Annotated in this window: 25 protein-coding genes; 15 read left to right on the plus strand and 10 right to left on the minus strand. The window is 72.4% G+C overall.

Going from position 1 to position 23,952, the window contains the following annotated elements; all coding sequences use genetic code 11:
• Position 1: 1 nt before the first annotated feature.
• The 7 genes from ACQPZP_RS11260 to ACQPZP_RS11290 all read left to right on the plus strand — a co-directional run bounded on the left by ACQPZP_RS11260 (position 2) and on the right by ACQPZP_RS11290 (position 7,085).
• Entirely contained in the window at positions 2-868 is an 867-nt protein-coding gene (locus ACQPZP_RS11260) for an FAD binding domain-containing protein (protein WP_433477577.1), read from the plus strand.
• Complete coding sequence (locus ACQPZP_RS11265) at positions 865-1,341, plus strand: (2Fe-2S)-binding protein (RefSeq protein WP_433477578.1); 477 nt, start codon at positions 865-867, stop codon at positions 1,339-1,341. The genes ACQPZP_RS11260 and ACQPZP_RS11265 overlap by 4 nt, the downstream gene beginning before the upstream one ends.
• The gene (locus ACQPZP_RS11270) at positions 1,338-3,710 is read left to right on the plus strand and encodes an aerobic carbon-monoxide dehydrogenase large subunit (RefSeq protein WP_433477579.1); all 2,373 of its coding nucleotides are present in this window, start codon (positions 1,338-1,340) and stop codon (positions 3,708-3,710) included. Before ACQPZP_RS11265 ends, ACQPZP_RS11270 begins: the two co-directional genes overlap by 4 nt.
• A complete protein-coding gene (locus ACQPZP_RS11275; RefSeq protein WP_433477580.1) occupies positions 3,707-4,453 on the plus strand; it encodes an XdhC family protein in 747 nt (248 codons plus the stop codon). The genes ACQPZP_RS11270 and ACQPZP_RS11275 overlap by 4 nt, the downstream gene beginning before the upstream one ends.
• A 128-nt stretch (positions 4,454-4,581) precedes the next feature.
• Complete coding sequence (locus ACQPZP_RS11280) at positions 4,582-5,403, plus strand: SCO6745 family protein (protein WP_433477581.1); 822 nt, start codon at positions 4,582-4,584, stop codon at positions 5,401-5,403.
• Positions 5,404-5,536: 133 nt separating this feature from the next.
• Positions 5,537-6,880: an acetyl-CoA carboxylase biotin carboxylase subunit gene (locus tag ACQPZP_RS11285; RefSeq protein ID WP_433477582.1), complete on the plus strand. Its 1,344-nt coding sequence runs from the start codon at positions 5,537-5,539 to the stop codon at positions 6,878-6,880.
• A 4-nt stretch (positions 6,881-6,884) separates the two neighbouring features.
• Positions 6,885-7,085 carry a hypothetical protein gene (locus ACQPZP_RS11290; RefSeq protein ID WP_433477583.1) on the plus strand — a complete coding sequence of 67 codons (201 nt, stop codon included), beginning with the start codon at positions 6,885-6,887 and terminating at the stop codon, positions 7,083-7,085.
• On the opposite strand, the gene ACQPZP_RS11295 is transcribed toward ACQPZP_RS11290, so the two are convergent.
• Together ACQPZP_RS11295 and ACQPZP_RS11300 are read right to left on the minus strand one after the other, a co-directional pair.
• Positions 7,082-7,552, minus strand: a complete 471-nt coding sequence (locus tag ACQPZP_RS11295; RefSeq protein ID WP_433477584.1) for a GNAT family N-acetyltransferase — start codon at positions 7,550-7,552, stop codon at positions 7,082-7,084. The two genes, ACQPZP_RS11290 and ACQPZP_RS11295, sit on opposite strands and share 4 nt — an antisense overlap.
• Positions 7,553-7,684: 132 nt before the next feature.
• Positions 7,685-8,446, minus strand: coding sequence for a hypothetical protein (locus ACQPZP_RS11300; RefSeq protein WP_433477585.1), 762 nt, complete (start codon positions 8,444-8,446; stop codon positions 7,685-7,687).
• Between the two features lie 145 nt (positions 8,447-8,591).
• Here ACQPZP_RS11300 and bioD point away from each other — a divergent pair, with 145 nt between their 5' ends.
• Together bioD and bioB are read left to right on the plus strand one after the other, a co-directional pair.
• Complete coding sequence (gene bioD, locus ACQPZP_RS11305) at positions 8,592-9,323, plus strand: dethiobiotin synthase (RefSeq protein WP_433477586.1); 732 nt, start codon at positions 8,592-8,594, stop codon at positions 9,321-9,323.
• A complete protein-coding gene (gene bioB, locus ACQPZP_RS11310) occupies positions 9,320-10,315 on the plus strand; it encodes a biotin synthase BioB (RefSeq protein WP_433477587.1) in 996 nt (331 codons plus the stop codon). The genes bioD and bioB overlap by 4 nt, the downstream gene beginning before the upstream one ends.
• 164 nt (positions 10,316-10,479) lie before the next feature.
• On the opposite strand, the gene ACQPZP_RS11315 is transcribed toward bioB, so the two are convergent.
• From ACQPZP_RS11315 to ACQPZP_RS11325, 3 genes are all read right to left on the minus strand, one after another.
• Entirely contained in the window at positions 10,480-11,136 is a 657-nt protein-coding gene (locus ACQPZP_RS11315) for a Uma2 family endonuclease (RefSeq protein WP_433477588.1), read from the minus strand.
• A gap of 113 nt (positions 11,137-11,249) precedes the next feature.
• Complete coding sequence (locus tag ACQPZP_RS11320) at positions 11,250-11,978, minus strand: GntR family transcriptional regulator (RefSeq protein ID WP_433469944.1); 729 nt, start codon at positions 11,976-11,978, stop codon at positions 11,250-11,252.
• A gap of 112 nt (positions 11,979-12,090) precedes the next feature.
• Positions 12,091-13,254: an 8-amino-7-oxononanoate synthase gene (locus ACQPZP_RS11325; RefSeq protein WP_433477589.1), complete on the minus strand. Its 1,164-nt coding sequence runs from the start codon at positions 13,252-13,254 to the stop codon at positions 12,091-12,093.
• 75 nt (positions 13,255-13,329) lie between these two features.
• On the opposite strand from ACQPZP_RS11325, the gene ACQPZP_RS11330 reads away from it, so the two are divergent.
• On the plus strand, positions 13,330-15,003 hold the full coding sequence (locus ACQPZP_RS11330; RefSeq protein ID WP_433477590.1) for a histidine kinase N-terminal domain-containing protein: 1,674 nt from the start codon (positions 13,330-13,332) through the stop codon (positions 15,001-15,003).
• Positions 15,004-15,233: 230 nt separating this feature from the next.
• Here ACQPZP_RS11330 and ACQPZP_RS11335 read toward each other — a convergent pair whose 3' ends face one another.
• Positions 15,234-15,488, minus strand: coding sequence for a WhiB family transcriptional regulator (locus ACQPZP_RS11335; protein WP_433467702.1), 255 nt, complete (start codon positions 15,486-15,488; stop codon positions 15,234-15,236).
• Positions 15,489-15,779: 291 nt separating this feature from the next.
• On the minus strand, positions 15,780-16,721 hold the full coding sequence (locus ACQPZP_RS11340) for a diacylglycerol/lipid kinase family protein (protein ID WP_433477591.1): 942 nt from the start codon (positions 16,719-16,721) through the stop codon (positions 15,780-15,782).
• A gap of 89 nt (positions 16,722-16,810) precedes the next feature.
• On the opposite strand from ACQPZP_RS11340, the gene ACQPZP_RS11345 reads away from it, so the two are divergent.
• Positions 16,811-17,335 (plus strand): hypothetical protein, encoded by a 525-nt coding sequence (locus tag ACQPZP_RS11345; protein ID WP_433477592.1) that lies wholly within the window; start codon positions 16,811-16,813, stop codon positions 17,333-17,335.
• Positions 17,336-17,380: 45 nt separating this feature from the next.
• On the opposite strand, the gene ACQPZP_RS11350 is transcribed toward ACQPZP_RS11345, so the two are convergent.
• The 3 genes from ACQPZP_RS11350 to ACQPZP_RS11360 all read right to left on the minus strand — a co-directional run bounded on the left by ACQPZP_RS11350 (position 17,381) and on the right by ACQPZP_RS11360 (position 19,682).
• Positions 17,381-18,139: an RNA polymerase sigma factor SigF gene (locus ACQPZP_RS11350; RefSeq protein WP_392901449.1), complete on the minus strand. Its 759-nt coding sequence runs from the start codon at positions 18,137-18,139 to the stop codon at positions 17,381-17,383.
• A 65-nt stretch (positions 18,140-18,204) separates the two neighbouring features.
• Positions 18,205-18,633, minus strand: coding sequence for an anti-sigma factor (locus ACQPZP_RS11355; protein ID WP_433477593.1), 429 nt, complete (start codon positions 18,631-18,633; stop codon positions 18,205-18,207).
• Positions 18,630-19,682 carry a sugar kinase gene (locus tag ACQPZP_RS11360; RefSeq protein ID WP_433477594.1) on the minus strand — a complete coding sequence of 351 codons (1,053 nt, stop codon included), beginning with the start codon at positions 19,680-19,682 and terminating at the stop codon, positions 18,630-18,632. Before ACQPZP_RS11360 ends, ACQPZP_RS11355 begins: the two co-directional genes overlap by 4 nt.
• A gap of 115 nt (positions 19,683-19,797) precedes the next feature.
• On the opposite strand from ACQPZP_RS11360, the gene ACQPZP_RS11365 reads away from it, so the two are divergent.
• From ACQPZP_RS11365 to ACQPZP_RS11380, 4 genes are all read left to right on the plus strand, one after another.
• Positions 19,798-20,562 (plus strand): phytanoyl-CoA dioxygenase family protein, encoded by a 765-nt coding sequence (locus tag ACQPZP_RS11365; RefSeq protein WP_433477595.1) that lies wholly within the window; start codon positions 19,798-19,800, stop codon positions 20,560-20,562.
• Entirely contained in the window at positions 20,562-21,611 is a 1,050-nt protein-coding gene (locus ACQPZP_RS11370) for a DUF4432 family protein (protein ID WP_433477596.1), read from the plus strand. Before ACQPZP_RS11365 ends, ACQPZP_RS11370 begins: the two co-directional genes overlap by 1 nt.
• Positions 21,608-22,411, plus strand: coding sequence for an SDR family NAD(P)-dependent oxidoreductase (locus tag ACQPZP_RS11375; protein ID WP_433477597.1), 804 nt, complete (start codon positions 21,608-21,610; stop codon positions 22,409-22,411). Before ACQPZP_RS11370 ends, ACQPZP_RS11375 begins: the two co-directional genes overlap by 4 nt.
• Positions 22,412-22,500: 89 nt before the next feature.
• Positions 22,501-23,850 carry a DUF4185 domain-containing protein gene (locus ACQPZP_RS11380; protein ID WP_433477598.1) on the plus strand — a complete coding sequence of 450 codons (1,350 nt, stop codon included), beginning with the start codon at positions 22,501-22,503 and terminating at the stop codon, positions 23,848-23,850.
• Positions 23,851-23,952 lie beyond the last annotated feature (102 nt).

The raw sequence follows: 23,952 nt of genomic DNA on the forward strand, positions 1-23,952 counted from the left end.
CGTGCAGGTACCCGCGAATTTCGAGTACGCGAAGGCGACGACCGTCGAGGAGACGCTGGCGCTGCTGGCGCGGCACGGCGACGAGGCCCGGGTGGTGGCCGGCGGCCACAGCCTGATCCCGATGATGAAGCTGCGGCTGGCGCAGCCCGAGGCCCTCATCGACATCAACGACGTCGCGGAGCTGGCCCGCATCCGGATCGACGGCGACGAGCTGTGCGTCGGCGCGCTCGTCCGGCACGCCGAGCTGCTGGACTCGGCCGTCGCCGGGGTGCATTTCCCGATACTGCACGACGCGGAGCGGGTGATCGCCGATCCGGTGGTGCGCAACCGGGGGACGGTCGGGGGCTCGCTCTGCCAGGCCGACCCGTCGGAGGACCTGTCGGCCGCGTTCGCGGCGCTGCGGGCGTCCACCGTGATCAGGGGGCCGGGCGGGGAGCGCACGATGCCGGTCCGCGGGTTCCACACGGGCCCGTACGAGACGGTCGTGGAGCCGGGTGAGCTGCTGACCGAGCTGCGGGTGCCGATCAGGCCCGGTGGTTCGAGCGCGTACGTGAAGGTCGAGCGGCGGGTCGGGGACTGGCCGCTCGCCGCCGCCGGGGCCGCGCTCTGGCTGGCGGACGGGCGCATCGCCGAGGCCGGGATCGGCCTGACGGCGGTGCGGGCCGAGCATTTCGTCGCGGCCGAGGCGGAGGACGCGCTGCGCGGCGCCGCCCCGTCCGAGGAGGCGTTCGCCGAGGCCGGGCGGATCGCCGCCGAGCACTGCGACCCCGGGTCCGACCAGCGCGGACCGGCCGACTACAAGCGCCACCTGGCCGGGGAGCTGACCACGCGCGCACTGCGCCGCGCCTACGAGAGGTGCCTGGGATGAACATCACCGTGACCGTCAACGGGCGGCCGTACACCCGCGATGTGGAGCCGCGGCTGCTGCTCGTCCACTTCCTCCGGGACGAACTGGACCTCACCGGGACGCACTGGGGCTGCGACACGTCCAACTGCGGCGCCTGCGTCGTGTGGCTCGACGGGGTGCCGGTGAAGTCGTGCACGGCGCTGGCGGTGATGGCGTCCGGCAAGGAGGTCCGCACCGTGGAGGGCCTGGAGCGGGACGGGGAGCTCGACCCCGTCCAGAAGGGCTTCACCGAGTGCCACGGCCTGCAGTGCGGCTTCTGCACGCCGGGGATGCTGATGACGGCGCGGTGGCTGCTCGACCATCATCCCGACCCGTCCGAGGCGGAGATCCGCGAGGCCGTGTCCGGCCAGATCTGCCGGTGCACCGGCTACGAGAACATCGTCCGCTCCGTGCGGTGGGCGGCCGAGCACTCCGTGCGGGAGGCCACCTCATGAGCGAGAACGGGCAGCACGGATTCGGCAGGGTGCCGCGCAAGGAGGACGCCCGGTTCATCCGAGGCAAGGGCACCTACGTCGATGACATCAAGCTTCCGGGCATGCTGTACGGCGCGGTGCTGCGCAGCCCGCACGCGCACGCCCGGCTCGTCTCGGTCGACACCGCGGCCGCCGAGGCGCACCCGCAGGTCAAGGCCGTCATCACCGGCGAGACGCTGGCGGGCCTGAACCTCGCGTGGATGCCGACGCTCTCCGGTGACGTGCAGGCTGTCCTCGCGACCGACAAGGTGCGCTTCCAGGGGCAGGAGGTCGCGTTCGTCGTCGCGGAGTCGCACTACGCCGCGCGGGACGCGCTGGAGCTCATCGACGTCGACTACGAGGCGCTGACCCCGGTGATCGACGCCCGCCGCGCGCTGGACGACGACGCCCCGCTGATCCGCGACGACCTGGAGGGACGCACCGACAACCACATCTTCGACTGGGAGGCCGGGGACGCAGAACACACCGACCGCGTCTTCGAAGAGGCCGAGGTGGTCGTGGCCCAGGACGTCCTCTACCCGCGTGTGCATCCGGCGCCGCTGGAGACGTGCGGGATCGTCGCGGACATGGACAAGGTGACCGGCAAGCTCACCGTCCACACCACCACCCAGGCCCCGCACGCGCACCGCACCGTCTACGCGCTCGTCGCCGGGCTGCCCGAGCACAAGATCCGGGTCGTGTCGCCCGACATCGGCGGCGGCTTCGGCAACAAGGTCGGCATCTACCCCGGCTACGTCTGCGCGATCGTCGGGTCGATCGTGACGGGGCGCCCGGTCAAGTGGACGGAGGACCGGTCGGAGAACCTCATGACGACCTCGTTCGCCCGCGACTACCACATGCGCGGGGAGATCGCCGCGACCCGCGACGGCCGCGTCCGGGGACTGCGGGTGAAGGTGCTCGCCGACCACGGCGCGTTCAACGGCACCGCGCAGCCGACTAAGTTCCCGGCCGGGTTCTTCCACGTGTTCACCGGCTCGTACGACATCGAGGCCGCGCACTGCGCCGTCACCGGCGTCTACACCAACAAGGCGCCGGGCGGCGTCGCCTACGCCTGCTCGTTCCGCATCACCGAGGCCGCCTACCTGGTCGAGCGCATGATCGACGTGCTGGCGGCGGAGCTGGGCGCCGACCCGGCCGAGCTGCGGCTGCGCAACCTGCTGCGCCCCGACCAGTTCCCGTACTCGACCGCGACCGGCTGGGAGTACGACTCCGGCGACTACCCCCGCACCCTGCGCAAGGCCCTGGACATCGCCGGCTACGACAAGCTGCGCACCGAGCAGGCCGACCGGCGCCAGGCAGGTGACGAGCCGCTCATGGGCATAGGCCTCAGCTTCTTCACCGAGGCGGTCGGCGCCGGGCCGCGCAAGCACATGGACATCCTCGGGCTCGGCATGGCGGACGGCGCCGAACTGCGCGTCCACCCGACCGGGAAGGCGGTGCTGCGCATCTCCGTCCAGACGCAGGGGCAGGGACACGAGACGACGTTCGCGCAGATCGTCGCGCACGAACTCGGCCTCCCGGTCGACGACGTGGAGGTCGTCCACGGCGACACCGACCAGACGCCGTTCGGGCTCGGCACCTACGGGTCGCGGTCGACGCCGGTGTCGGGCGCCGCGACGGCCGTCGTCGCGCGGAAGGTGCGCGAGCGGGCCCGGATCGTCGCCGGGGCGATGCTGGAGGCCGCGCCGGAGGACCTCGAATGGACGCCGGGGCGCTGGGCCGTCCGCGGCGACCCGTCGGCCGGCGCGACCATGCAGGAGATCGCGATGGCCGCGCACGGCAGCCTCGAACTCCCGGACGGCGTGGAGGGCCACCTCGACGCGACGACCGTCTACAACCCGCCCAACCTCACCTACCCGTTCGGCGCCTACATCGCGGTCGTGGACGTCGACCCGGGGACGGGCAAGGTCGCCGTCCGGCGGTTCGTGGCGGTCGACGACTGCGGCGTCCGGATCAACCCGATGATCGTCGAGGGGCAGGTGCACGGCGGGCTCGCCGACGGCGTCGGGATGGCGCTCATGCAGGTCATGGCGTTCGACGAGGACGGCAACCACCTCGGCGCCTCGTTCATGGACTACCTGCTGCCGACGTCCATGGAATGCCCGTCGTGGGAGCTGGGCGAGACCGTCACGCCGTCGCCGCACCATCCGCTCGGCGCGAAGGGCGTCGGCGAGTCGGCGACGGTCGGCTCGCCCGCCGCGATCGTCAACGCGGTGGTGGACGCCCTCTCGCCCTACGGCGTCCGGCACGCCGACATGCCGCTCACCCCGGCGAACGTCTGGCGCGTCGTCCAGGGGCGGCCGTTCCGCACGGACCTGGCGATCCCATGACGGACACGGACCGGGCCGAGCGGCTGCGCAGCGAACGGACGCCGTACGTCCTGGCCACCGTCGTGCGGGCGGAACGTCCGACGAGCGCGAAGACCGGCGACCGCGCGCTCGTCCTGCCCGACGGGACGATGGAGGGGTTCGTCGGCGGCCACTGCGCCGAGTCGGCGGTGCGCGACCAGGCGCTGACGCTGCTGCGGTCGGGCGAGTCGACCCTGCTGCGCATCACCCCCGCCGAGGACTCCGCCCCGCTCGAAGGGCTGGTCACGGTCAGCAATCCGTGCCTGTCCGGCGGGACGCTCGACGTGTTCCTCGAAGCCGTGATCCCGCCCGCGCTCGTCGACGTGTACGGCGACGGCCCGGTCGCGCGTGCGATCACCGAGGTGGGGCGGGCGGCGGGATTCGCCATGCGGCCGGCGGACACCGATGCCCCGCCGTCGCCGGACGCGGCGGCGGTCGTGGTCGCCACCCACGGACGGGACGAGGAGACCGTCCTGCGGGCCGCGCTGGACGCCGGCGTCGGCTACGTCGGGCTGATCGCCAGCCGGAAGCGGGGCGCCGCGGTGACCTCGGCGCTGGAGGGCGGTGAGCGCGTCCACACCCCGGCTGGCCTGGACATCGGGGCCCGCACTGCCCCGGAGATCGCGCTGTCGGTGCTGGCGGAGATCCTCTCGCTGCGTCCGCGCCCCGCTCACGGGGCCGGGCCCGCGCCTTCCACCGGGGCGGAGGCGGGGCGCTGCCACTGAGTGTTGACGGCGGTCGCGACTAGAATTAGATTCGCATCCCGACCGGTCGGTATGCTCACACGCCGTCCGGACGACCACGGCGCGCGGCGACACCGCGACACCGCGACAGGGCGACACGGAGGCGGCGGATGCGAGCGGCACGGCAGGCATGGCGGCGGCTGGAACCGGTGCACGGCATGATCTATTTCGTGCCGGAGGCGCCCGAGCGGTACGCCGCACTCGGCCTGGACGCACGGGCCGGCTACTTCGCCTCCCGCGCGGCGGCCTTCGGACGCGCCTCGGCCGAGGTCGTCATCGCGACGTTCTACAACTTCAACCCCGCCGTCGTCCGCCGCGCGCTCCCGGCGGCCTGGGAGAAGGCGACCCCGGAGCAACTGCTCGCCGCGCGGGCGGACGCGGCGGGCGCCGCCCTCCGCCGTGCCGGCGTCGACCGGCTCTCCGGCCTGGAGGAGACGCTCGCCCTGGCCCGCCGCGCCGCCGAGGGCGCTCGCGACCACGCGCAGGGCCGGCCCCTCTACGCGGCGCACGCGGCCCTGCCCTGGCCGGACGAGCCGATCCTCCAGCTCTGGTGGGCCCAGACCCTGCTGCGTGAGTTCCGAGGCGACGGGCACGTCGCCGTCCTGACCGCCGAGGGCGTCACCCCGCTGGAGGCCCTCGTCCTGCACGCCGCCACCGGCACCATCCCCACGCCTTTCCTGAAGGCCACCCGGGCGTGGCCCGCCGCCGAATGGGACGCGACCGTCGAGGGTCTTCGGGGCCGGGGCCTGCTGGACGGCGAATCCCTCACCACCGAGGGCGAGGACTTCCGCCGGCACATCGAGGACCGCACCGACGCGCTGGCACTCCCCGCCTACTCGGCCCTCGGCGAGGACGGCTGCGGGCGCCTCGCCGAACTGGCCCGGCCCTTCGGCAGGGCCGTCGTGGACGCCGGCCTCCTCACCCCCGCGTAGCGCGGCCACCCGCCGGCGCAAATCAACGGACCGGCAATTGCGGGCCCCACGGCCGGACGCGACGGGGCCGCCCCCACTAGTCTCGGCCGGGTCGGGACGCCCGTCCCGCCCGATTCGCGAGGGGGGTCCGCAGGTGTTCGAGTCCGTGCTCGTGGCGAACCGCGGGGAGATCGCCGGACGGATCGTGCACACCGCCCGCGCGATGGGGCTCAAGGCCATCGCGGTGTACTCGGAGGCCGACGAAGGCCTGCCCTTCGTGGCGGAGGCGGACGAGGCCGTCCTGATCGGACCCGCCGACCCGTCCCGCGGCTACCTGAATACCGCCGCGATGCTGGAGGCAGCGCGCCGGACGAACGCGCAGGCCGTCCACCCCGGCTACGGGTTCCTCGCCGAGAGCGCCGCGTTCGCGCGGCAGGCGGCCGGGAACGGCCTCGTCTGGGTCGGCCCGCCGCCGCTCGCCATCGCGCGGATGAGCGACAAGATCAACGCCCGGAACCTGATGAAGGAGGCGGGCGTCCCCGTCGCGCCCGGCGTCTGGGAGCCCGTCCCGGACGCCGCGACTGCCGTCGAGGAGGCCGAGCGCATCGGCTACCCCGTCATGGTGAAGCCCGCCCTGGGAGGCGGCGGCATCGGCCTGGCCGCCGCGTACGAAGCGGAGTCGCTGCGCGAGGCGTTCGAGACCGCCCGCACCCGCGCCGAGCGGCTCTTCGGGCAGGGGGACATCCTGCTGGAGCGGTTCGTGGAGGGCGCCCGGCACGTGGAGGTGCAGATCCTCGGCCTCGCCGACGGCACCGTCCTCGCGCTGGGCGAGCGCGACTGCTCCGTCCAGCGCCGCCACCAGAAGGTCGTCGAGGAGACACCGTCACCGGGCATCACCCCGGAACTGCGCGAACGGATGCTCGCCGCCGCCGTCCGCGCGGGCGAGGCGGTCGGCTACCGCGGCGCCGGAACCGTCGAATGCCTCGTCGACCCGGCTACGCAGAACTTCTTCTTCCTGGAGATGAACACCCGCCTGGACGCCGGGCACCCCCTCACCGAAACGGTCACCGGCATCGACCTCGTGGAGCAGCAGTTCCGCGTCGCCGCCGGCGAGCCCGTCTCCTTCACCGAGGCGGCGCCGCGCGGCCACGCGATCGCGTTCCGCATCCACGCGGAGGACCCGCGGCGGTTCCTGCCCGGCACCGGCGAGATCACGGTGTGGGAGGAGCCCGTCGGCGACGGCATCCGCATCGACGCCGGATACGCCGAGGGCAACACCGTCACCTCCTCCTACGACCCGCTGCTCGCCCAGCTGTGCGTCCACGGCGACGACCGCGCCCACGCGCTGGCACGCGCCCGCGCCGCCCTCGACGCGTTCCGCATCGAGGGGCCGCCCACGAACCTGCGCTTCCTGCGCGAACTCCTCGGCCGTCCCGAGTTCGCGGACGGCGGCTACGACACCGGGATCGTCGGGCGCATGCGCGCCCGCGTAGGGTGACGCCGTGCCTCCGAACGACCCGATCTACTGCGACCGCTGCGGCGACCCGGCCGCCGAGGGCGACCACGCGTCCTGCCGCGCCGCCCGCGAGATGGAACCGCCCCGCTACTGCGCGCACTGCCGCCGCCGCATGATCGTCCAGGTCACGCCGCTGGGCTGGACGGCCCGCTGCTCCGCCCACGGCGCGATGGCGAACGCGTCCTAGAAGGACAGCGCGTAGGTCAGCAGGTCCACGCCGGGGGCGGGCGCCCAGTCCCGGTCGGGGGTGCGTACGAACCCCATGCGCTCATAGAGACGCTGGGCGGAGTCCATGTTCCGCTGCGTCGACAGCCGCAGCCCGGCGAGCCCCGCCGTCCGGGCCCGCTCGGCGCAGGCACGGACCATGGCACGTCCGACGCCGTTGGCGCGCGCCGTCTTCCGGACGGCGAGCATCCGGAACTCCGCCTCGTCCGGCCCGGCCAGCTCCGCGTAGGGGCTCCCGGGCGGGCAGTACGCGACCGCGCCGACCACCTCGCCCTCGACCTCGGCGACGAGCAACTCGGCGTTGGCGGCCCGGTCGGCGGCGTTCCGCAACGTGCTCACGTACGGCGACGCGGGATTCACCAGCCCGCCGTGTACGTAGACCTCGACGGTCAGCTCGCCGACCAGCTCGTACTCGTCCGTCCGAGCCACCCGAACGATCACAGTCTCACTCTCCGCCACCCTGTTCCGGACGATCAAGGGACGCCCTCATGCGGAGGGCGTTCTCCCTTGGAATTCATACGTCCAGGATGGCCGTGGCGGCAACCTGGACGGCCGGCGGGCTCAGCCGAGGTCCTGGCAGGACGACTCGCCGGGGAGCAGGGGGCGGAGGCGGACGGAGTAGGTCTTGCCCTCGCTGCGCCAGGCGACCTCGCCGCCGGTCGCGGGGACCTTCTTGGGATGGGCGAGAGTGCATACGGCGGCGCCCACCTGGGCGCCCTTGCCGAGCGGCTCCAGCGGCCAGTTCTTGACGGTGCCCCCTGTGGCCGGGCCCGCCAGCACGGCCGTCTTCGCCGGCGTGTACGGCCTCGGCTCGGCGGCCTGGTCGGATGCGGACCATCCGGCCGGGTCGAGCCGCTTGAGGAACCGCGCCTCCGGGCCTGCCTGCGACTCGGGCTGGACGACCCGGGTCGTCGCGTCTCCCATGGTGACGACCGTGGTGATCGCGTCGGCGATCTCGCCGGAGCCCACCGTGTGGGAGCGGTCGAGGCCGGCGGCGCGGGCCTCGTCCAGGAGGCGCCGCACCGCGTCCGGCTTCAGGCGGTACTCGGTCGGCTTGCCCTGGGGGTTCTGGGACGCGGCCACCGCGCGTCCCGTGGAGTAGAGGGAGAACTCGGGGAGGCTTCCCGGGCGGCCGAGACCGGCGATGCCGCCGGTCTTGCGCCAGCGCAGGACGAGCTTCTCGCCCGTGGGGGAGTCCTTGGCGGGCGACGACGTCGCGGACGTGGCGGGTGCGGGGGACGCGGGCGCCGCCGTGCCGGAGTCGTCGCCGCACGCGGTCAGTGCGGCGCAGGCGGCCATGGCGGCGCAGGCGAGTGCCGGCACCCGGCGGGAGCGTGTGTGCGGACCGGCCATGACGCTTGGACGCCACGGCGCCTGCCCGGGTTCCGCCGGTTACAAAATCTCCCGGTCGAAGACTGTGGGGTCCGGCGGCGGACCGGGTCGAGGGCCCGCGCTAGTGTGCCGCCTTGTGAGCGTGCTCATCGTCACCGGGACCTGCACGGGTGTCGGGAAGACCGTCGTCACCGCGGCACTGGCCGCGGTCGCCGCCGTGCGCGGCGCGCCGGTCGCCGTCGTCAAGCCCGGCCAGACGGGCGCCCGCGCCGGTGAGCCCGGTGATCTCGCGGAGGTGCGCCGGCTCGCCGGGCTTGATGACGTGCACGAGTTCGCGCGGTTCCCGGACCCGCTGTCCCCGGCCGCCGCCGCGCGCCGCGCCGGGGTCCCGCCCGTCCGGCTGCCGGACGTGGCCGAACGCGTCCAGGAACTGGCGAGCAGCCGGCGCCTGGTGCTGGTCGAAGGTGCGGGCGGGCTGCTCGTCCGCTACGACGAGGAGGGCACCACGATCGCGGACCTGGCGCGCTGGCTCGGCGCCGCCGTCGTCGTCGTGGCCCGCCCCGACCTCGGCACCCTCAACCACACCGCGCTCACCCTGGAGGCGATGGCGCACCGCGGGGTGCAGCTCGCCGGCGTGGTGATCGGCGCCTGGCCGGACGACCCGGACCTCGCCATGCGCAGCAACATCCGTGACCTGGAGACCATCGCGGCCCGGCCGCTGTCGGGCGCGCTGCCCGCCGGCGCGGGCGCCCTGGACCCTGCGGAGTTCCTGCTGGCCGCGCACTGCGGCCTGGCCCCCTCGTTCGGCGGCGGTTTCGACGCCGCCGCCTTCCGCGACAGCTTCGGCCCCGACAAGGAGAACACGTGACGGACATCCTCGACATCGCCCGCCGCCAGGTACTGGACGAGGGCCAGGGCCTGTCGCGAGACCAGGTCCTGGAGGTGCTGACCCTGCCGGACGACCGGCTGGAGGACCTGCTCGCGGTCGCCCACGACGTCCGGATGCGCTGGTGCGGGCCGGAGGTCGAGGTCGAGGGCATCGTGTCGCTGAAGACCGGCGGCTGCCCGGAGGACTGCCACTTCTGCTCGCAGTCAGGCAAGTTCGAGTCGCCCGTCCGGTCGGTGTGGCTGAACATCCCCGAGCTGGTCGAGGCCGCGAAGGAGACCGCGAAGACCGGCGCGACCGAGTTCTGCATCGTCGCCGCCGTCCGTGGCCCGGACGAGCGGCTGATGTCGCAGGTCCGCGAGGGCGTCAAGGCCATCAACGACGCCGTCGAGATCAACATCGCCTGCTCGCTCGGCATGCTCACCCAGGAGCAGGTGGACGAGCTGGCCGCGATGGGCGTCCACCGCTACAACCACAACCTGGAGACGGCCCGCTCCCACTTCCCGAACGTGGTCACCACCCACTCGTGGGAGGAGCGCTGGGACACCCTCCGCATGGTCAAGGACGCCGGCATGGAGGTGTGCTGCGGCGGGATCGTCGGCATGGGCGAGACCATCGAGCAGCGCGCCGAGTTCGCCGCGCAGCTCGCCGAGCTGGAGCCCGACGAGGTGCCGCTGAACTTCCTCGCGCCCCGTCCCGGCACCCCGTTCGCCGGCTACCCGCTCGTCGAGGGCACGGAGGCCCTCAAGACGATCGCCGCGTTCCGCCTGGCCCTGCCCCGCACCATCCTGCGCTACGCGGGCGGCCGCGAACTCACCCTCGGCGACCTCGGCACCCGGGACGGCATGCTCGGCGGCATCAACGCCATCATCGTCGGCAACTACCTGACCACCCTCGGCCGCCCCGCCCAGAAGGACCTGGACCTCCTCACCGACCTCCAAATGCCCGTCAAGGCCCTGAGCCAGACCTTGTAGGGGCGTCACAGCTCGGAGAATCCAGCATCAGGGTCGCTGTCCTTCTCCTCCCATGCCCGGCGGTACTCCTCTTTCAAGGCCTCCATTTTGGGACTTGGAGAGGTTGTACGGCCTGTCCGGGAGTTCGATGTAGTAGAACTGATGTACTACGTAGTAGCCCATTCCTATTCGCTCCAGGGCTTCCACTCGGCGGTGTCGATCTCGATGTCGAACGGGTCTGGAAGGCGGATCGTCTCGCCGAACTCCCAAGCCTCCTGGTGCAGATACGCGCCCAGGGTCTGGTCCGGGATGGTGTACAGGATGGACTGCGCGACCTTTGGATCGCGGTCGACCAGCAGGTAGTAAGGGATCTCGGCACTGGCGTAGCCGTTCCACTTGTTGTTGCCGCGTCCTTTTCCGGTGGGCTGCCGGTCGTACTTCGCGTTGCTGTAGGAGGTGACCTCCACGACCAGTTCGACCTGGTCCGGAACCAGCGTCCGCACATCGGAGCGCCGCGCGGCCAGGAAGACCTCCTGATCCAGGATCATCAGATCTGGGATGAAACCGTCTCCCACTCCGATAAGAGACAATCCAGTCCCCTGGTCGGTCCTCCAGGCGTAGTCGGGCTGAAGCACATGAGCGCGCACGAACGCGTAGTTGATGTCCCCACTGATTGCGTTGTGCGGGAACTCGGGGGGCGGCGACACGACGACCTGTCCTCCGATGATCTCGATCCGGGATCCTTCGGAGGTGTCGACGTAGTCATCAAGGTCCCCGCGCACCCACAGGTTGTAGGGCGTATCGGGCAACAGCGACACTTCTTCGTCTGAAAGAATTTTCACGCCGTGTGACTCCTCCCTCACGATCTGCTCCCGGTCATCGTAGAGAAGGGATGTACCCAGCGTAGTCGGATCCTTCGAACCTGTGGTCGAAAATCTTGAGGGCCGGGCGGGGGTCAGCGGCTGAGGCGGGTGGTGAATTTGTAGCGGTCGCCTCGGTAGAGGGACTGGGCCCATTCGACGGGCTGGCCCGTCGCGTCGAAGGCGTGGCGGGAGAGGAGGAGCATCGGGAGGCCGACGTCCACGCCCAGGAGCTGCGCGTCGTGGGGGGTGGCGAGGACGGTCTCGATGGTCTCTTCGGCCTCGGTCAGGTGGACCTCGTAGGCGGTGGCGAGCGTCTCGTACAGGGAGTGGTGGCGGGGGAGTTCGCGGCGCAGGCCGGGGAAGCGGCGGGCCGGGAGGTGGGAGGTGTCGATCGACATGGGCTCGCCGTCGGCGAGGCGGAGCCGGTGGACGCGCAGGACCCGTCCGCCCGGGCGGATGCCGAGGAGGGCGGCGAGGCGCTCGTCTGCGCTGACGTAGCCGGCCTCCAGGATGCGGGTCTCGGGGCGCAGCCCGTGGTGCCGCATGTCCTCGGTGTAGCTGACGAGCTGGAGCTCCTGCGCGACCTTCGGCTTGGCGACGAAGGTGCCCTTGCCCTGGATGCGCTGGAGGCGTCCCTCGACGACGAGTTCGGCGAGCGCTTGGCGGACGGTCGTGCGGGAGGTCTCGTACTTCTCGGCGAGCGTGCGCTCGGGCGGGAGCGGGCTGCCGGCCGGCAGGGAGAGGATCAGCTCGACGAGCAGCTCTTTGAGCTTGTAGTACTTGGGGATCCGGGGCGCCTGGTTAGGGTGGCGCCTGCCGATGTCGCCGAGCGAGGCCCGGTCGAATCCGTGCTCGAGTCCGCCCCCGTGCCGGGGCCCGCCCCTGACCTCCGTCACGGCATCTCCTCACGTTCATCACGGGTTCTCCCCGATGTTATGTGTGAAGACTACGGCCGGTAGAAGACGCCACCTCCGCCAGGGCCGCCCGGAGCCGTGTGAGGTCCGACTCGTCCAGCGTCGCGCGGGCGGTGAGGCGCAGGCAGGCGCGGCCCTTCGGGACGGACGGCGGACGGAAGCAGCCGACGCGGAGGCCGTGCTCAGCGCAGATCTCGGCGGCCCGGACGGCGGCGTGCGGCTCGCCGAGGAAGACGGGGACGACGGCCGCCGCGGGGTCGGTGGTCTCCAGGCCGGAACCGGCCGCGAGGTTTGCCAGCCGGAGCGCCCGCTCGCGGGCCCGGCCGGGGAGTTCCGGGTCGGATTCCAGGATCTCCAGGGCGGCGAGGGCGGCGCCGGCGGCGGGCGGGTTCAGCCCGGTGTCGAAGATGAAGGATCGCCCGGTGTCGACCAGCGTTTCGATCACTTCGGGCGCGCCGAGCACCGCGCCGCCCTGGGAGGCCAGCGACTTCGACAATGTGAGGGTGAGGACGACGTCCGGTTCGCCCGCGAGGCCCGCGGCGTGCGCGGCGCCCCTTCCGTGGTCGCCGACGACGCCGAGCGCGTGCGCCTCGTCGATCACCAGCAGCGCGCCGTGCGCCCGGGCGGCAGCGTGCAGGGCGCGCAGCGGCGCGAGATCGCCGTCCACGGAGAACACGGCGTCGGTGACGATGAGGGCGTGGTCCTCCTCGCGGTCGGCGAGGGCCTGCTCGACGGCGGCGGTGTCCCGGTGCGGGACGATCACCACGCGGGCGCGCGAGAGCCGGCACGCGTCCACGATCGAGGCGTGGTTGACCTGGTCGGACAGCACGAGCGTGCCGGGTCCGGCGAGGGCGGTGACGGCGCCGAGGTTGGCGAGGAAGCCGGAGGAGAACACCAGGCCGGCGGCGCTGCCGGTGAACGCGGCGAGCCGCCGGTCCAGCTCGGCGTGCAGCCCGGTCGTCCCGGTGACCAGGCGCGAGCCGGTGGAGCCGGTGCCCCATGCGCGGGCGGCGGCGACCGCGCCCTCGACCAGCCGCGGATCGCCGGCGAGTCCGAGATAGTCGTTGGACGCCAGGTCGGTGAGCCCGTCGGGACGGGGGCGCAGCGTCCTGCGCAGCCCGGCCTCGGCGCGCAGGGCGGCCGCGTGCCGGAGCCGGGCCAGGGGGTCTGCTTCACCGGTCATGCGGGAATCCTGCCAGGTCGCGCAGGGTGCGGGGCAGCGGCCCCCGCTCCAAACCCGATGGGCGATGATGGTCGCGTGCCTACATTGACCGATTTGGTCCGCGACCACACCGACCTCACCGAGACGGATCTGGAGTGGCTGCACGCGCTGGTGTCCGACTGGCAGCTGCTGGCCGACCTGTCGTTCGCGGACCTGCTGCTGTGGGTGCCGTTGCGGTCCGCGGACACGCTGCCCGCCGGCGGGACGTCCCGCGCGGACCGCGGCAAGCGGGGCGCGCTGGACACGGGCGCGACCGTGCCCGGCTGGGTCGCGATCGCGCAGATGCGGCCGACGACCGGGCCCACCGCCTACCCGCAGGACCTCGTCGGCAAGGTCGTCCGGACGGGCCGGCGCGGGCTGATCGACGTGGCGTGGCGGGAGCGCCGGATCGTCCGGGAGGGCGACCCCGAGTGGGGCAGCGGCATCCCCGTCCGGGAGGAGTCGATCCCGGTGCGGCGCGGCGCCAAGGTCCTCGGGGTGATCCAGCGCAGCACGAACCTCAGCTCGGCGCGCACCCCGTCCCGGCTGGAGCTGACCTACCTGCAGAGCGCCAGCGACCTCGCCACGATGATCTCCGAGGGACGGTTCCCGGTGCCGGGCGAGGAGCCGAACATGGTCCGCTCGCCGCGGGTCGGGGACGGGCTGATGCGGCTGGACCGCTCCGGCAAGGTCACCTACGCCAGCCCGAACGCGCAGTCGGCGTACCGGCGGCTCGGCTTCCCGGCCGACCTGGTCGGCGAGGCGCTCGGCCAGGTCACCGCGGATCTGTGCGACACCGGCGAGCCGCGGGAGGAGGCGCTCAGCGTCGTGCTGTCCGGCCGCGCCCCGCGCGAGGTGGAGGTCGAGTCGCGCGGCTCGATCATGCAGCTGCGCACGATCCCGCTGGTCGTCGGCGGGACGCGGATCGGCGCGATCGTCCTGTGCCGGGACGTGACGGAGCTGCGCTGGCGGGACCGGGAGCTGATGACCAAGGACGCCACCATCCGGGAGATCCACCACCGGGTGAAGAACAACCTGCAGACGGTCGCGGCGCTGCTGCGGCTGCAGGCCCGGCGGCTGCGCATCCCGGAGGGCCGGGCCGCGCTGGACGAGGCCGTCCGGCGCGTGGGATCCATCGCGATCGTGCACGAGACGCTGTCGCACACCCCGGACGAGCTGATCGACTTCGACGACATCGCGGACCGGGTGATCACGATGGCGGGCGAGGTGTCCACACCGGAGACGAAGGTCGCGCCCAAGCGGACCGGCAGCTTCGGCGTCCTGCCCGCCGAGATCGCCACACCGCTGGCGATGGCCCTGACCGAGCTGCTGCAGAACGCCCTGGAGCACGGTCTCGCGCACCGTTTCGGAACGCTGGAGGTCGTCGCGCACCGCTACGGCGAGGGCGAGCCGCCCCGTAAGCCGGGCGGCGTGCCGCTCTGGGGCGAGTGGTCCGCGCCCGGCGCCGACGAGCCCCGGACGCCCGCGGACGAGACCGGCGGGGAGCCGCCGTCCGGCCGGCGGCTCGTGGCCGTCGTCGCCGACGACGGCGTGGGGCTCCCCGAGGACTTCGACGTGGAGAGCACCAACAGCCTCGGGCTCCAGATCGTCCGGACGCTGATCGTCGGGGAACTGGGCGGCCGCCTGGACTTCAGCCCCCGCGACGGCGGCGGCACCGAGGTCGTCGTCGACATCCCCCTGGACCACAACCACCGCCCAGCACGCACCTGACCGCACACCGATCACCGTGTCAGCACGGTGCAACCCGTTGCTGCACATTGAGCGACCGGCGCCTCAGCCGTCGACGACCTTAGGGTTTGCGATCGCGTGCGAAGCCAGTTTCGAGCTTGCGAGAAACTGATCGCGCAGCGAGCCGCAAGGCGAGTCGGAGCGATGCTGGCGATCGCCCGCTTTTCTCGACGATGGAGGGCCGCCAGGCCCGAAGGAGGAGAGAAACGCAATCAGATACGTGCTCGTGCGCGGGCTCGGGAGGCGCGGCGCTTCAGGGCGCGGCGCTCGTCTTCGCCCATGCCGCCCCAGACGCCGGATTCCTGGCCGGACTCCAGCGCCCAGCGGAGGCAGGCGTCGCTGACGTCGCAGCGCCGGCATACCTGCTTGGCCTCTTCGATCTGCAGGATCGCGGGCCCGGTGTTGCCGATCGGGAAGAACAGCTCGGGGTCCACGTCACGGCAGGCTGCGCGGTGGCGCCAGTCCATGCGGTCCACTCCTTCGTCAGGTGGTGGAGACACTCCACTTTTGTGAACGGTTTCACATGTCGCGAACGCCCGGGGTGGCTGTGGCCAGGTCCAGGGGTGGTTGTTCGGCGGCGCCGCGAGCAGACGACCGGCGGCGTTGGGGCCTCTGTCGGCTGGCGCACTTTGAGCGTTTCAGGAGGGCAGGGTCGACGCAAGACCTTTGAGAAAGGATTCTCAAAGTATGGGTGTCGCATGTGTCACACCCGCGAGACGAACGTGTTGCTTGGCTCTCACCTGGCGGCCCGAGCGTCCTCAAATGACGATGCGGATCGCCTTCGGCACCGAGCGGAACGTCACGCTGTGCTGCTCGCCCAGGTAGTCGCCGTCCAGTTGGAAGGCCACCGGACGCTCGGCCCGCAGCGTGACCTCCGCCGCGTCGTGCACGTTCACCACGTGCCTGCCCTGCAGGGGGCGGGTGCGCGCCGTCAGCATCTGGGCCAGCGCGCCGAGCGTCGGGCCGACCTCCAGGGAACGCATTCCGAACACGTCGAGGCCGCGCCCGAAGGTCGCCTTCGGACTCGGATTCACGGGAAGCCGGCCCATGAAAGTCCACGGCGACGTATTGGAGATGAACGCCAGGAACAAGCCCGATTTCGGCGGGCGGCCTGGCTGTTCCAAAGTGAGTGCGGGACGCCGCCGGTCCGTTCCGGAGAAGAAATGCCGGACCGCCGTCCGCACATACAGCGACGGGTCGGCCCGGAACCCGGCGTCGCGCCGCCGTTCGACCTCCCGGACGACCTCCGCGTCCAGCCCGACGCCCGCGCAGAACGTGAAGTACCGCTCGGTGCCGCCCGGGTGGCAGGCCGTGCCGAGCCCGACCGTGCGGTGCCGTCCGGCCCGCAGGGCCTCCAGCACCGCCTTCGTCGCGCCGATCGGGTCGTCGGGCAGGCCGAGCGCGCGGGCGAACACGTTCGCGCTCCCGGACGGCAGCACCGCCAGTGCCGGCAGGTCGGGGGAGGGGCCGTCGGCGAGGAGGCCGTTGACGGCCTCGTTGACCGTCCCGTCCCCGCCGAGCGCGATCACGACGTCGTAGCCGTCCACGGCCGCCTGCCGGGCCAGTTCGGTCGCGTGGCCGCGGTGGCCGGTCTCGGCGAGGACGAGGTCGAGGTCGCCGGTGAACGCCCGCATGAGGATGTCGCGGGCCCGCCGGGAGGTGGAGGTCGCCTTGGGGTTGGCGATGAGCATGGCGCGCACGGCGTCAGGGTATCGATCGTTCCGGATGCGTTCTCCGGCGGTTCGCCCGGGGGACGGGCCGCGGCACCGTGCGAGTAGGGTTTCGGGGTGTGACCAAGCGTCCCATCACCGTGCAGGCCGCCGCCGCCCTCGAAGCCGCGGAGGGCCTCGCCGCCGTCGGATTCGGCGCCTACACCGGCGTCGAGACGGCCACCGGCGCGGCCGTCGACCCGGCGAGCGCCATCGGGGTCACCGTGCTCGCCCTCGCCGGCGGCCTCGGCATGCTGGCCTGCGCCCGCGGGCTGCTGCGCGCCGGCCAGTGGAGCCGCGCCCCCGCGGTGCTGACCCAGCTGTTCGCGCTGCCGGTCGCCTGGTCGCTGTGGCAGAGCGAGCGTCCCGGCATCGCGATCCCGATGGGCGTGGTCGCGATCCTCGCGCTGATCGCCGTGCTCAGCCCGCCGAGCACCGCCTGGCTCGTCGAGGACCACGATGACGAGGACGACGGTGACGGCGACGTGCGGGAGGAAGCCGTTCCCGCGAAGACCGCCGCGGCCGGTGCACCGGCCGCCGAGGAGCCGCGCTCCCTCGGGCGCCGGCTCAGGGACCGCCTGAACGAACAGCCCACCAAGGACTGACCGGGCAGGCCGAGGCCCCGGAACGGACCCGGGGCCCTGACGTTCTCACTCGTCGGCGGTCAGGCCCTCGCGGAGCTGTGCGAGGGTGCGGGCGAGCAGCCGGGACACGTGCATCTGGGAGATGCCGAGTTCGGCGGCGATCTGCGACTGCGTCATGTTGCCGAAGAACCGCAGCAGAAGGATCTTCTTCTCGCGCGCGGGGAGCTTCTCCAGCAGCGGCTTGAGCGACTCGCGGTACTCCACGCCCTCCAGCGACTCGTCCACCATGCCGAGCGAGTCGGCGACCGCGGGGGCGTCCTCGTCGCCGGAGTCGGGGGCGTCGAGGGACACGGTGGAGTAGGCGTTCGCCGACTCCAGGCCCTCCAGCACCTCCTCCTCGCTCATCTGCAGGTGCGCGGCCAGCTCGCTGACGGTCGGCGCCCGGCCCTCGCGCTGGGCGAGGTCGCTGATCGCCTTCGTCAGCGACAGCTTCAGCTCCTGCAGCCGGCGCGGGACGCGCACGGCCCAGCCCTTGTCGCGGAAGTGCCGCTTGATCTCGCCGACGATCGTGGGCGTGGCGTAGGTGGAGAACTCCACGCCGCGCTCCAGGTCGAACCGGTCGATGGACTTGATCAGGCCGATGGTGGCGACCTGGATCAGGTCGTCCAGCCATTCGCCGCGGTTGCGGAACCGGCGGGCGAGGTACTCCACCAGCGGCAGGTGCAGCTCCACGAGCTGGTCGCGGATGCGCTGGCGCTCCGGGTCGCCCTCCGGCAGCACGGCGAGCCGCTCGAACAGGGCGCGCGCCCGCGCGCGGTCGGGCACGGCGCTCTCCGACCGCTCGGTACTCGCCCCGGCGACCGTCGTCTGCTCCGTCGTCGTCTTCTCCGTCACGGGGCCCCCGCCGCACCGCGCCGCTTCTGCAGCGTCACGGTGACCCGGTCGTCGGAGCCCACCCGGGCGTCCACCTCGCCCGCCAGGGACGACAGGACGGTCCAGGCGAACGTGTCGCGGCTGGGCTCCTCGCCGTCCACCGTGAGGACCGACACGGAGATGCGCATGGCGTCCCCGGTCAGCTCGAACTCGCACGTCAGATCGGTTCCCGGCAGGGCCTGGGCGAGCAGCATCGCGCACGCCTCGTCGACGGCGATGCGCAGGTCTTCTATCTCGTCCAGCGTGAAGTCCAGCCTGGCCGCGAGCCCCGCGGTGGCGGTCCGCAGAACGGACAGGTAGGCGCTCGCGGCGGGCAGCTTCACCGTCACCACGTCGCGGACGGACAACTTCGTACTGGCCGGTATTGCAGCGGTTTCCTCTGTCACGTCACTCCCTCGCAGGATGGTCCCGCTGCATTCGAAACTACCGCCTGCGAGCCGTGCAACGAGACTCCGCCGCGCGTGGCTTTCTCACCAATGTCCGCGGCGGGGGGAAGGAGGTGTTCCGTATCGGCCGGGAGGAGGGCACCGCGGTGGGTGATCACCTCGGCGGCCAGGGCGCTCGCGGCCTCGGCCGCCCGGCGGCGGCCGGCGCCGGCCAGGCGGGCCGCGAGGTAGCCGCCGTTGAACGCGTCGCCCGCCGCCGTGGTGTCGATCACGGTCACGTCCGGGAGGGCCGGGACGGCCTCCGCGGTCGTGCGGTCGGCGATCACGCAGCCCTCGGCACCGATCTTGACGGCGATCTCGCCGACTCCGGCGGAGCGCAGCCGCCCGACGGCGTCGGCGGCGGTCCGGTCTCCGAAGACGGCCCGGTCGTCGGTGAGGGTGGGCAGGGCGATGTCGGTCCGGGCCAGGACGGCGGACATGGCGGAGGCGGCGGCCTCGGGGGAGGGCCAGCCGGCGGGACGGTAGTTGCCGTCGAACGCGACCAGCCCGCCGCGGCGGCGGGTCTCGTCCAGGACCGCGAGGAGGCGGGCGCGGGCGCCGGGCGTCATGATCGACAGGGTGATCCCGGACAGGTAGACGACGTCGTGCGCCGCGACGGCCGCGTCGATCTCGGCCGGCTGGGCGGGGCCGAACAGGCCGCGGGCGGCCGACCGGGAGCGGTAGTAGTGGAACGTCCGCTCGCCGTGCGCGTCGGTGCGGATCAGGTAGAGGCCGGCCTGGCCGCCGGGGACGGCGCGGGTGTGCTCCGAGCCGACGCCGCGGGCGGCCCAGGACTCCCGCATCTCCGTGCTGTACGGGTCGTCGCCGACGAGGGTGACGAACTGGACGTCGGCCGTGCCGGGGGCCGCGCTGCGCGCGAGGTAGGCGGCGACGTTGAAGGCGTCCCCGGCGTAGCCGACCGCGAGCCGGTCCGGGGCGACATGGCTCAGTTCGATCATGCACTCGCCGATCAGGGCGATCCGGGCGGGACGGTCGTCCGGTGTGCGCACGGCGGCTCCTCTCCTCGGTCGGGCAGAGGAGACGATACATCTAGACAGCAAGTGATCTGATGACTAAGACTTCGGGTGTCGCGCTGACGGAGAGCTGCACGGAGAAGGGACGCCCATGGACGATCCGATGCGAGGCTACGCCGACGACGGGTACGCGATCTTCAGAAACGTGCTGGACCCGGCGCTGATCGCGGAGGCGGACCAGCATGTCCGCTGGCTGCAGCGGCGCCACCCGGAGCGGACCGGCGAGGACCTGTCCACCGAACTGGTCGCGCGGGACCCGTTCTGGGTGCGGCTGGTCTCCGACGACCGCCTCCTGGACGTCGCGGAGCGGTTCGTCGGACCCGACATCGCCCTGTTCGCCTCCGCCTACATCTCGAAGCCGCCCTTCACGGGCAAGGCCGTCCTCTGGCATCAGGACGGCGCGTTCTGGCCGCTCGACCCGATGCGCGTCGTGACGCTCTGGCTCGCCATCGACCGCTCGACTCCGGAGAACGGCTGCCTGCGCGTCATTCCGGGCAGTCACAAGGAGGAGCTGCACGAGGTCCGCGAACGTGACGACGCCGAGGCCGTCTTCGGTGTGGAGAGCGCGGTCGGCGTGGACGAGTCGGACGCCGTGGACCTCGTCCTCGAACCCGGCGACGTCGAGGTGCACCACCCGAACATCATGCACGGCAGCAACGCCAACGACTCGCCCTACCGGCGCTGCGGGCTGACCATCCGGTACATCCCGACGTCGACGAGGATCACGGAGGAGCCGCTGCCGTTCCCGTCGGCGCTGCTGCTGCGCGGCGATCCGGGCGTGAACGAGTACCAGCCGCGCCCCATGTACGTCCCCGGCCAGGACTTCGCCTTCAACGGCGCGGAGCACTGGAGCTGATGGGCTACCGCCGGCACCGGCCCTCCCGCAACTGGGGCGCCCGGGTCCACGAGATCACCTGGTCGGGCCTGGACGCCCTGGTGCTGGAGAACGAGCTGCTGCGGGTGACCGTCCTCGCGGGCAAGGGCGGCGACATCGCCGAGTTCTGCTACAAGCCGCGCGACATGGACTTCGTGTGGCTTTCGCCGGACGGCCTGCGCAACCCGCGGGACGTCGCCGGCGGTGCGGCCGACGACGTCGCCGCGTTCCTCGACGGCTATGAGGGCGGGTGGCAGGAGGTCCTGCCGAACGGCGGCGCGCCGAGCACCTACGAGGGAGCCGCGTTCGCGCAGCACGGCGAGGTGGCGGGCCTGCCCTGGGACGCCGACATCGTGGCCGACGGCGCCGCGGAGGTCGCCGTCCGGCTGACCGTGCGGGCGCGCCGGATGCCGCTCCGGGTGACCAAGATGCTCCGGCTGCGGTCGGGGGAGGCCGAGCTCCTCGTCGAGGAGGAGCTGGCCAACGAGTCCGGGGTGGAACTGCGCGCGATGTGGGGGCACCACATCGTGTTCGGCGCGCCCTTCCTGCGTCCCGGGCACCGGATCAGGCTCCCGGACGGCGTCCGGGTCGTCCCGCACGAGACCGCGATCGCCCCCGGCGGGAGGCGTGTCCGGGCGGGAGGGCCGCACGCGTGGCCGCGCGTTCCGGCGGACGGCGGCGGGGTCGTCGATCTCGGCGTCGTCCCCGAGTACGGTGCGCCGAGTGAGATCGTCTACCTCACCGGCCTGGACGAGGGCCGCTACGAGGTCGTCGACCCGGACGGCGGGCTCGGGATGCGGGTGCGCTGGGACGCGGCGGTCCTCCCGCACCTGTGGCTGTGGCAGGAGTCCGGAGCGACCACCGGCCATCCGTGGTGGGGGCGCGCGTACGTGATGGGCCTGGAGCCGTTCGCCGGACACCCGACGGACGGGCTGGCGGCGGCGGTCGCCAACGGCACCGCGCTCAGGCTCGGCCCGCACGCCACGAGGAGCCTGTGGCTGCGCGCGGGCGTCATCGGAGGAGATCTATGACGGAGTTCGAGGGCAGGGTCGCCGTGGTGACCGGAGGGTCGCTGGGCATCGGCCGGGCCGTGGTGGAACGGCTCGCGCGGGACGGCGCCGCCGTGGTCTTCTGCGGCCTCGGCGAGGACGAGGTCCGGCGGGCTGAGGACGAGCTGCGCGCGGACGGCCTGGAGGTCACCGGCGTCGAGGCCGATGTGACCGACGCCGCGCAGATGGACGGTCTCGTCGGGACGGCGGTGTCCCGGCACGGGGGCCTTGACGTTGTCGTGACCTGCGCGGGCGTCCAGCGGTACGGGACGGTCGAGGAGACGTCCGAGGCGTTGTGGGACGAGGTGCTCGGCGTGAACGTCAAGGGCGTCTTCCTCGCCTGCCGCGCCGCCGTGCCCGAGCTGCGCCGCCGGGGCGGCGGGACGATCGTCACGATGTCCTCGGTGCAGGCGTTCGTGTCCCAGGACCGGGTCGCCGCCTACAGCGCGAGCAAGGCCGCGATCAACGCGCTGACCCGGGCGATGGCGCTGGACCACGCGGCCGACGGGATCCGCGCGAACGTGGTCTGCCCGGGCTCGGTGGACACCCCGATGCTGCGCTGGGCCGCCGACCTGTTCCGCGGGGAGACGGGCCAGGACGCGCAGGTGGCCGAGTGGGGGCGGGCGCATCCGCTCGGCCGGGTGGCGACCGCGGCGGAGGTCGCCGAGGTGGTGGCGTTCCTCGCCGGGCCGCGCTCGTCCTTCGTGACCGGGGCCGAGCATCGCGTCGACGGGGGCCTGCTGGCCCGCAACCCCGCCGCGCTGCCGGAAACCCGGACCTGATTTCTTGAAGATCTAGACACCAAGTCATTTGATGACTCATGATGTGGGGCGCACGAGCGGCGTGTGACAGCGACCTCGCGGAGGTTTCCATGCAGGAGTCCCGTCCTTCATCACCCGATCGGCCCTCATCCGTCCACGCGGGGCGGCGCCGCACGCGCGCCGCGGCCGTCGCCTCCGCGCTGCTGCTCGGCGCCGGGCTCGCGGCCGCACCCGCCCTGCCGGCGATCGCCGACACGCACGGCCACGGCCCTTCGAACGGGCGCGGCCCGTTCATCGGAAAGGGCCACGAGAAGGCCCGCGGCCAGGGTCATGCCGCCGAGGCCGCCGCGCCGACCTGCTCCGGGCACGCCCCGCCGACGTTCGGCACGGCCACAAAGAACACCTCGCTGAACGGCAAGTTCACCTCGTACGGCAACAGCAACACGCTCCTGGACGACTGGACGGGCGCGGACACGACCTACTCCCTGAAGCTCTCGGACGGACGCATCGTCTACGCCTACTCCGACACCTTCCTCGGCCAGGTGAACGCGAACGGCTCACGCCCGGTCGTCATCGAGGAGGGCGGGACGACGCCGTTCATCAACAACTCGTTCGTCGTCCAGGCGACGGGAGGTGCGCTCACCACCGTGCACGGCGGGTCGGCCGCCGCGCCGAAGGCCGTCATGCCGCCCGCGCAGGCCGCCCACTGGTACTGGGCCGGCGACCTCACCCAGAGCGGCTCGGAGGTCCAGCAGCTCTACCGCGAGTACTACGACCCCGACCCGGACAACGGCACCGGGTGGGACATGAAGTTCAAGGACAACGTCCTGGCCCGCTTCTCCACGGGCAACCTGGCCACGCCCACGCAGGTCAAGGCGATGCCGTCGGCGTCCGGTACCCAGTGGGGGTCGGCGCTCCTGAGGGACGGCGGCTTCACCTACATCTACGGCACCGAGGACTACATCGATCCCGAGACGCAGGTGAACACGAAGTACCTGCACATCGCGCGCGTCAGCGGCACGGACCTGCGCGGAACGTGGGAGTACCGGACGGCCTCCGGCTGGTCGGACGCGGAGACGGACTCGGCGCGGCTGATGAGCGGCGTGTCCAACGAGTTCAGTGTGGCCAAGCGCGGCTCGCACTTCATCATGGTCAACCAGGACGCGAACATCGCGTTCGGCTCCGAGATCGACGTCCTGCTGTCGTGCGCGGCGGACGGCCCCTTCACCGGTGAGCAGACCGTCTACCAGACGCCCGAGACCGGCCAGTTCGGCTCGTACGGCGACCCGGACATCTTCACCTACAACGCCCACCAGCACGCGTCGCTGTCGTCCAACGGCAGCCTGGTCATCTCCTACAACGTGAACAGCCTGGACGCCACCAAGGGCCCGACCAACGACAACTACCGGGACGTGAGCATCTACCGGGCGCGGTACATCAGCCTCCCGGTCTCCGGCTGAGCCCGTCCCCCCCGAGCCGCGGCATCGCCGTTCCGTCCACGGCGGTACCGCTCCCACGCGCCCCCGGGTGACCTCCCGCCCGGGGGCGCGTCCCGTCCACGA

The organism is Spirillospora sp. CA-142024 (assembly GCF_050942325.1).
In the GTDB taxonomy this organism is placed as follows: domain Bacteria; phylum Actinomycetota; class Actinomycetes; order Streptosporangiales; family Streptosporangiaceae; genus Spirillospora.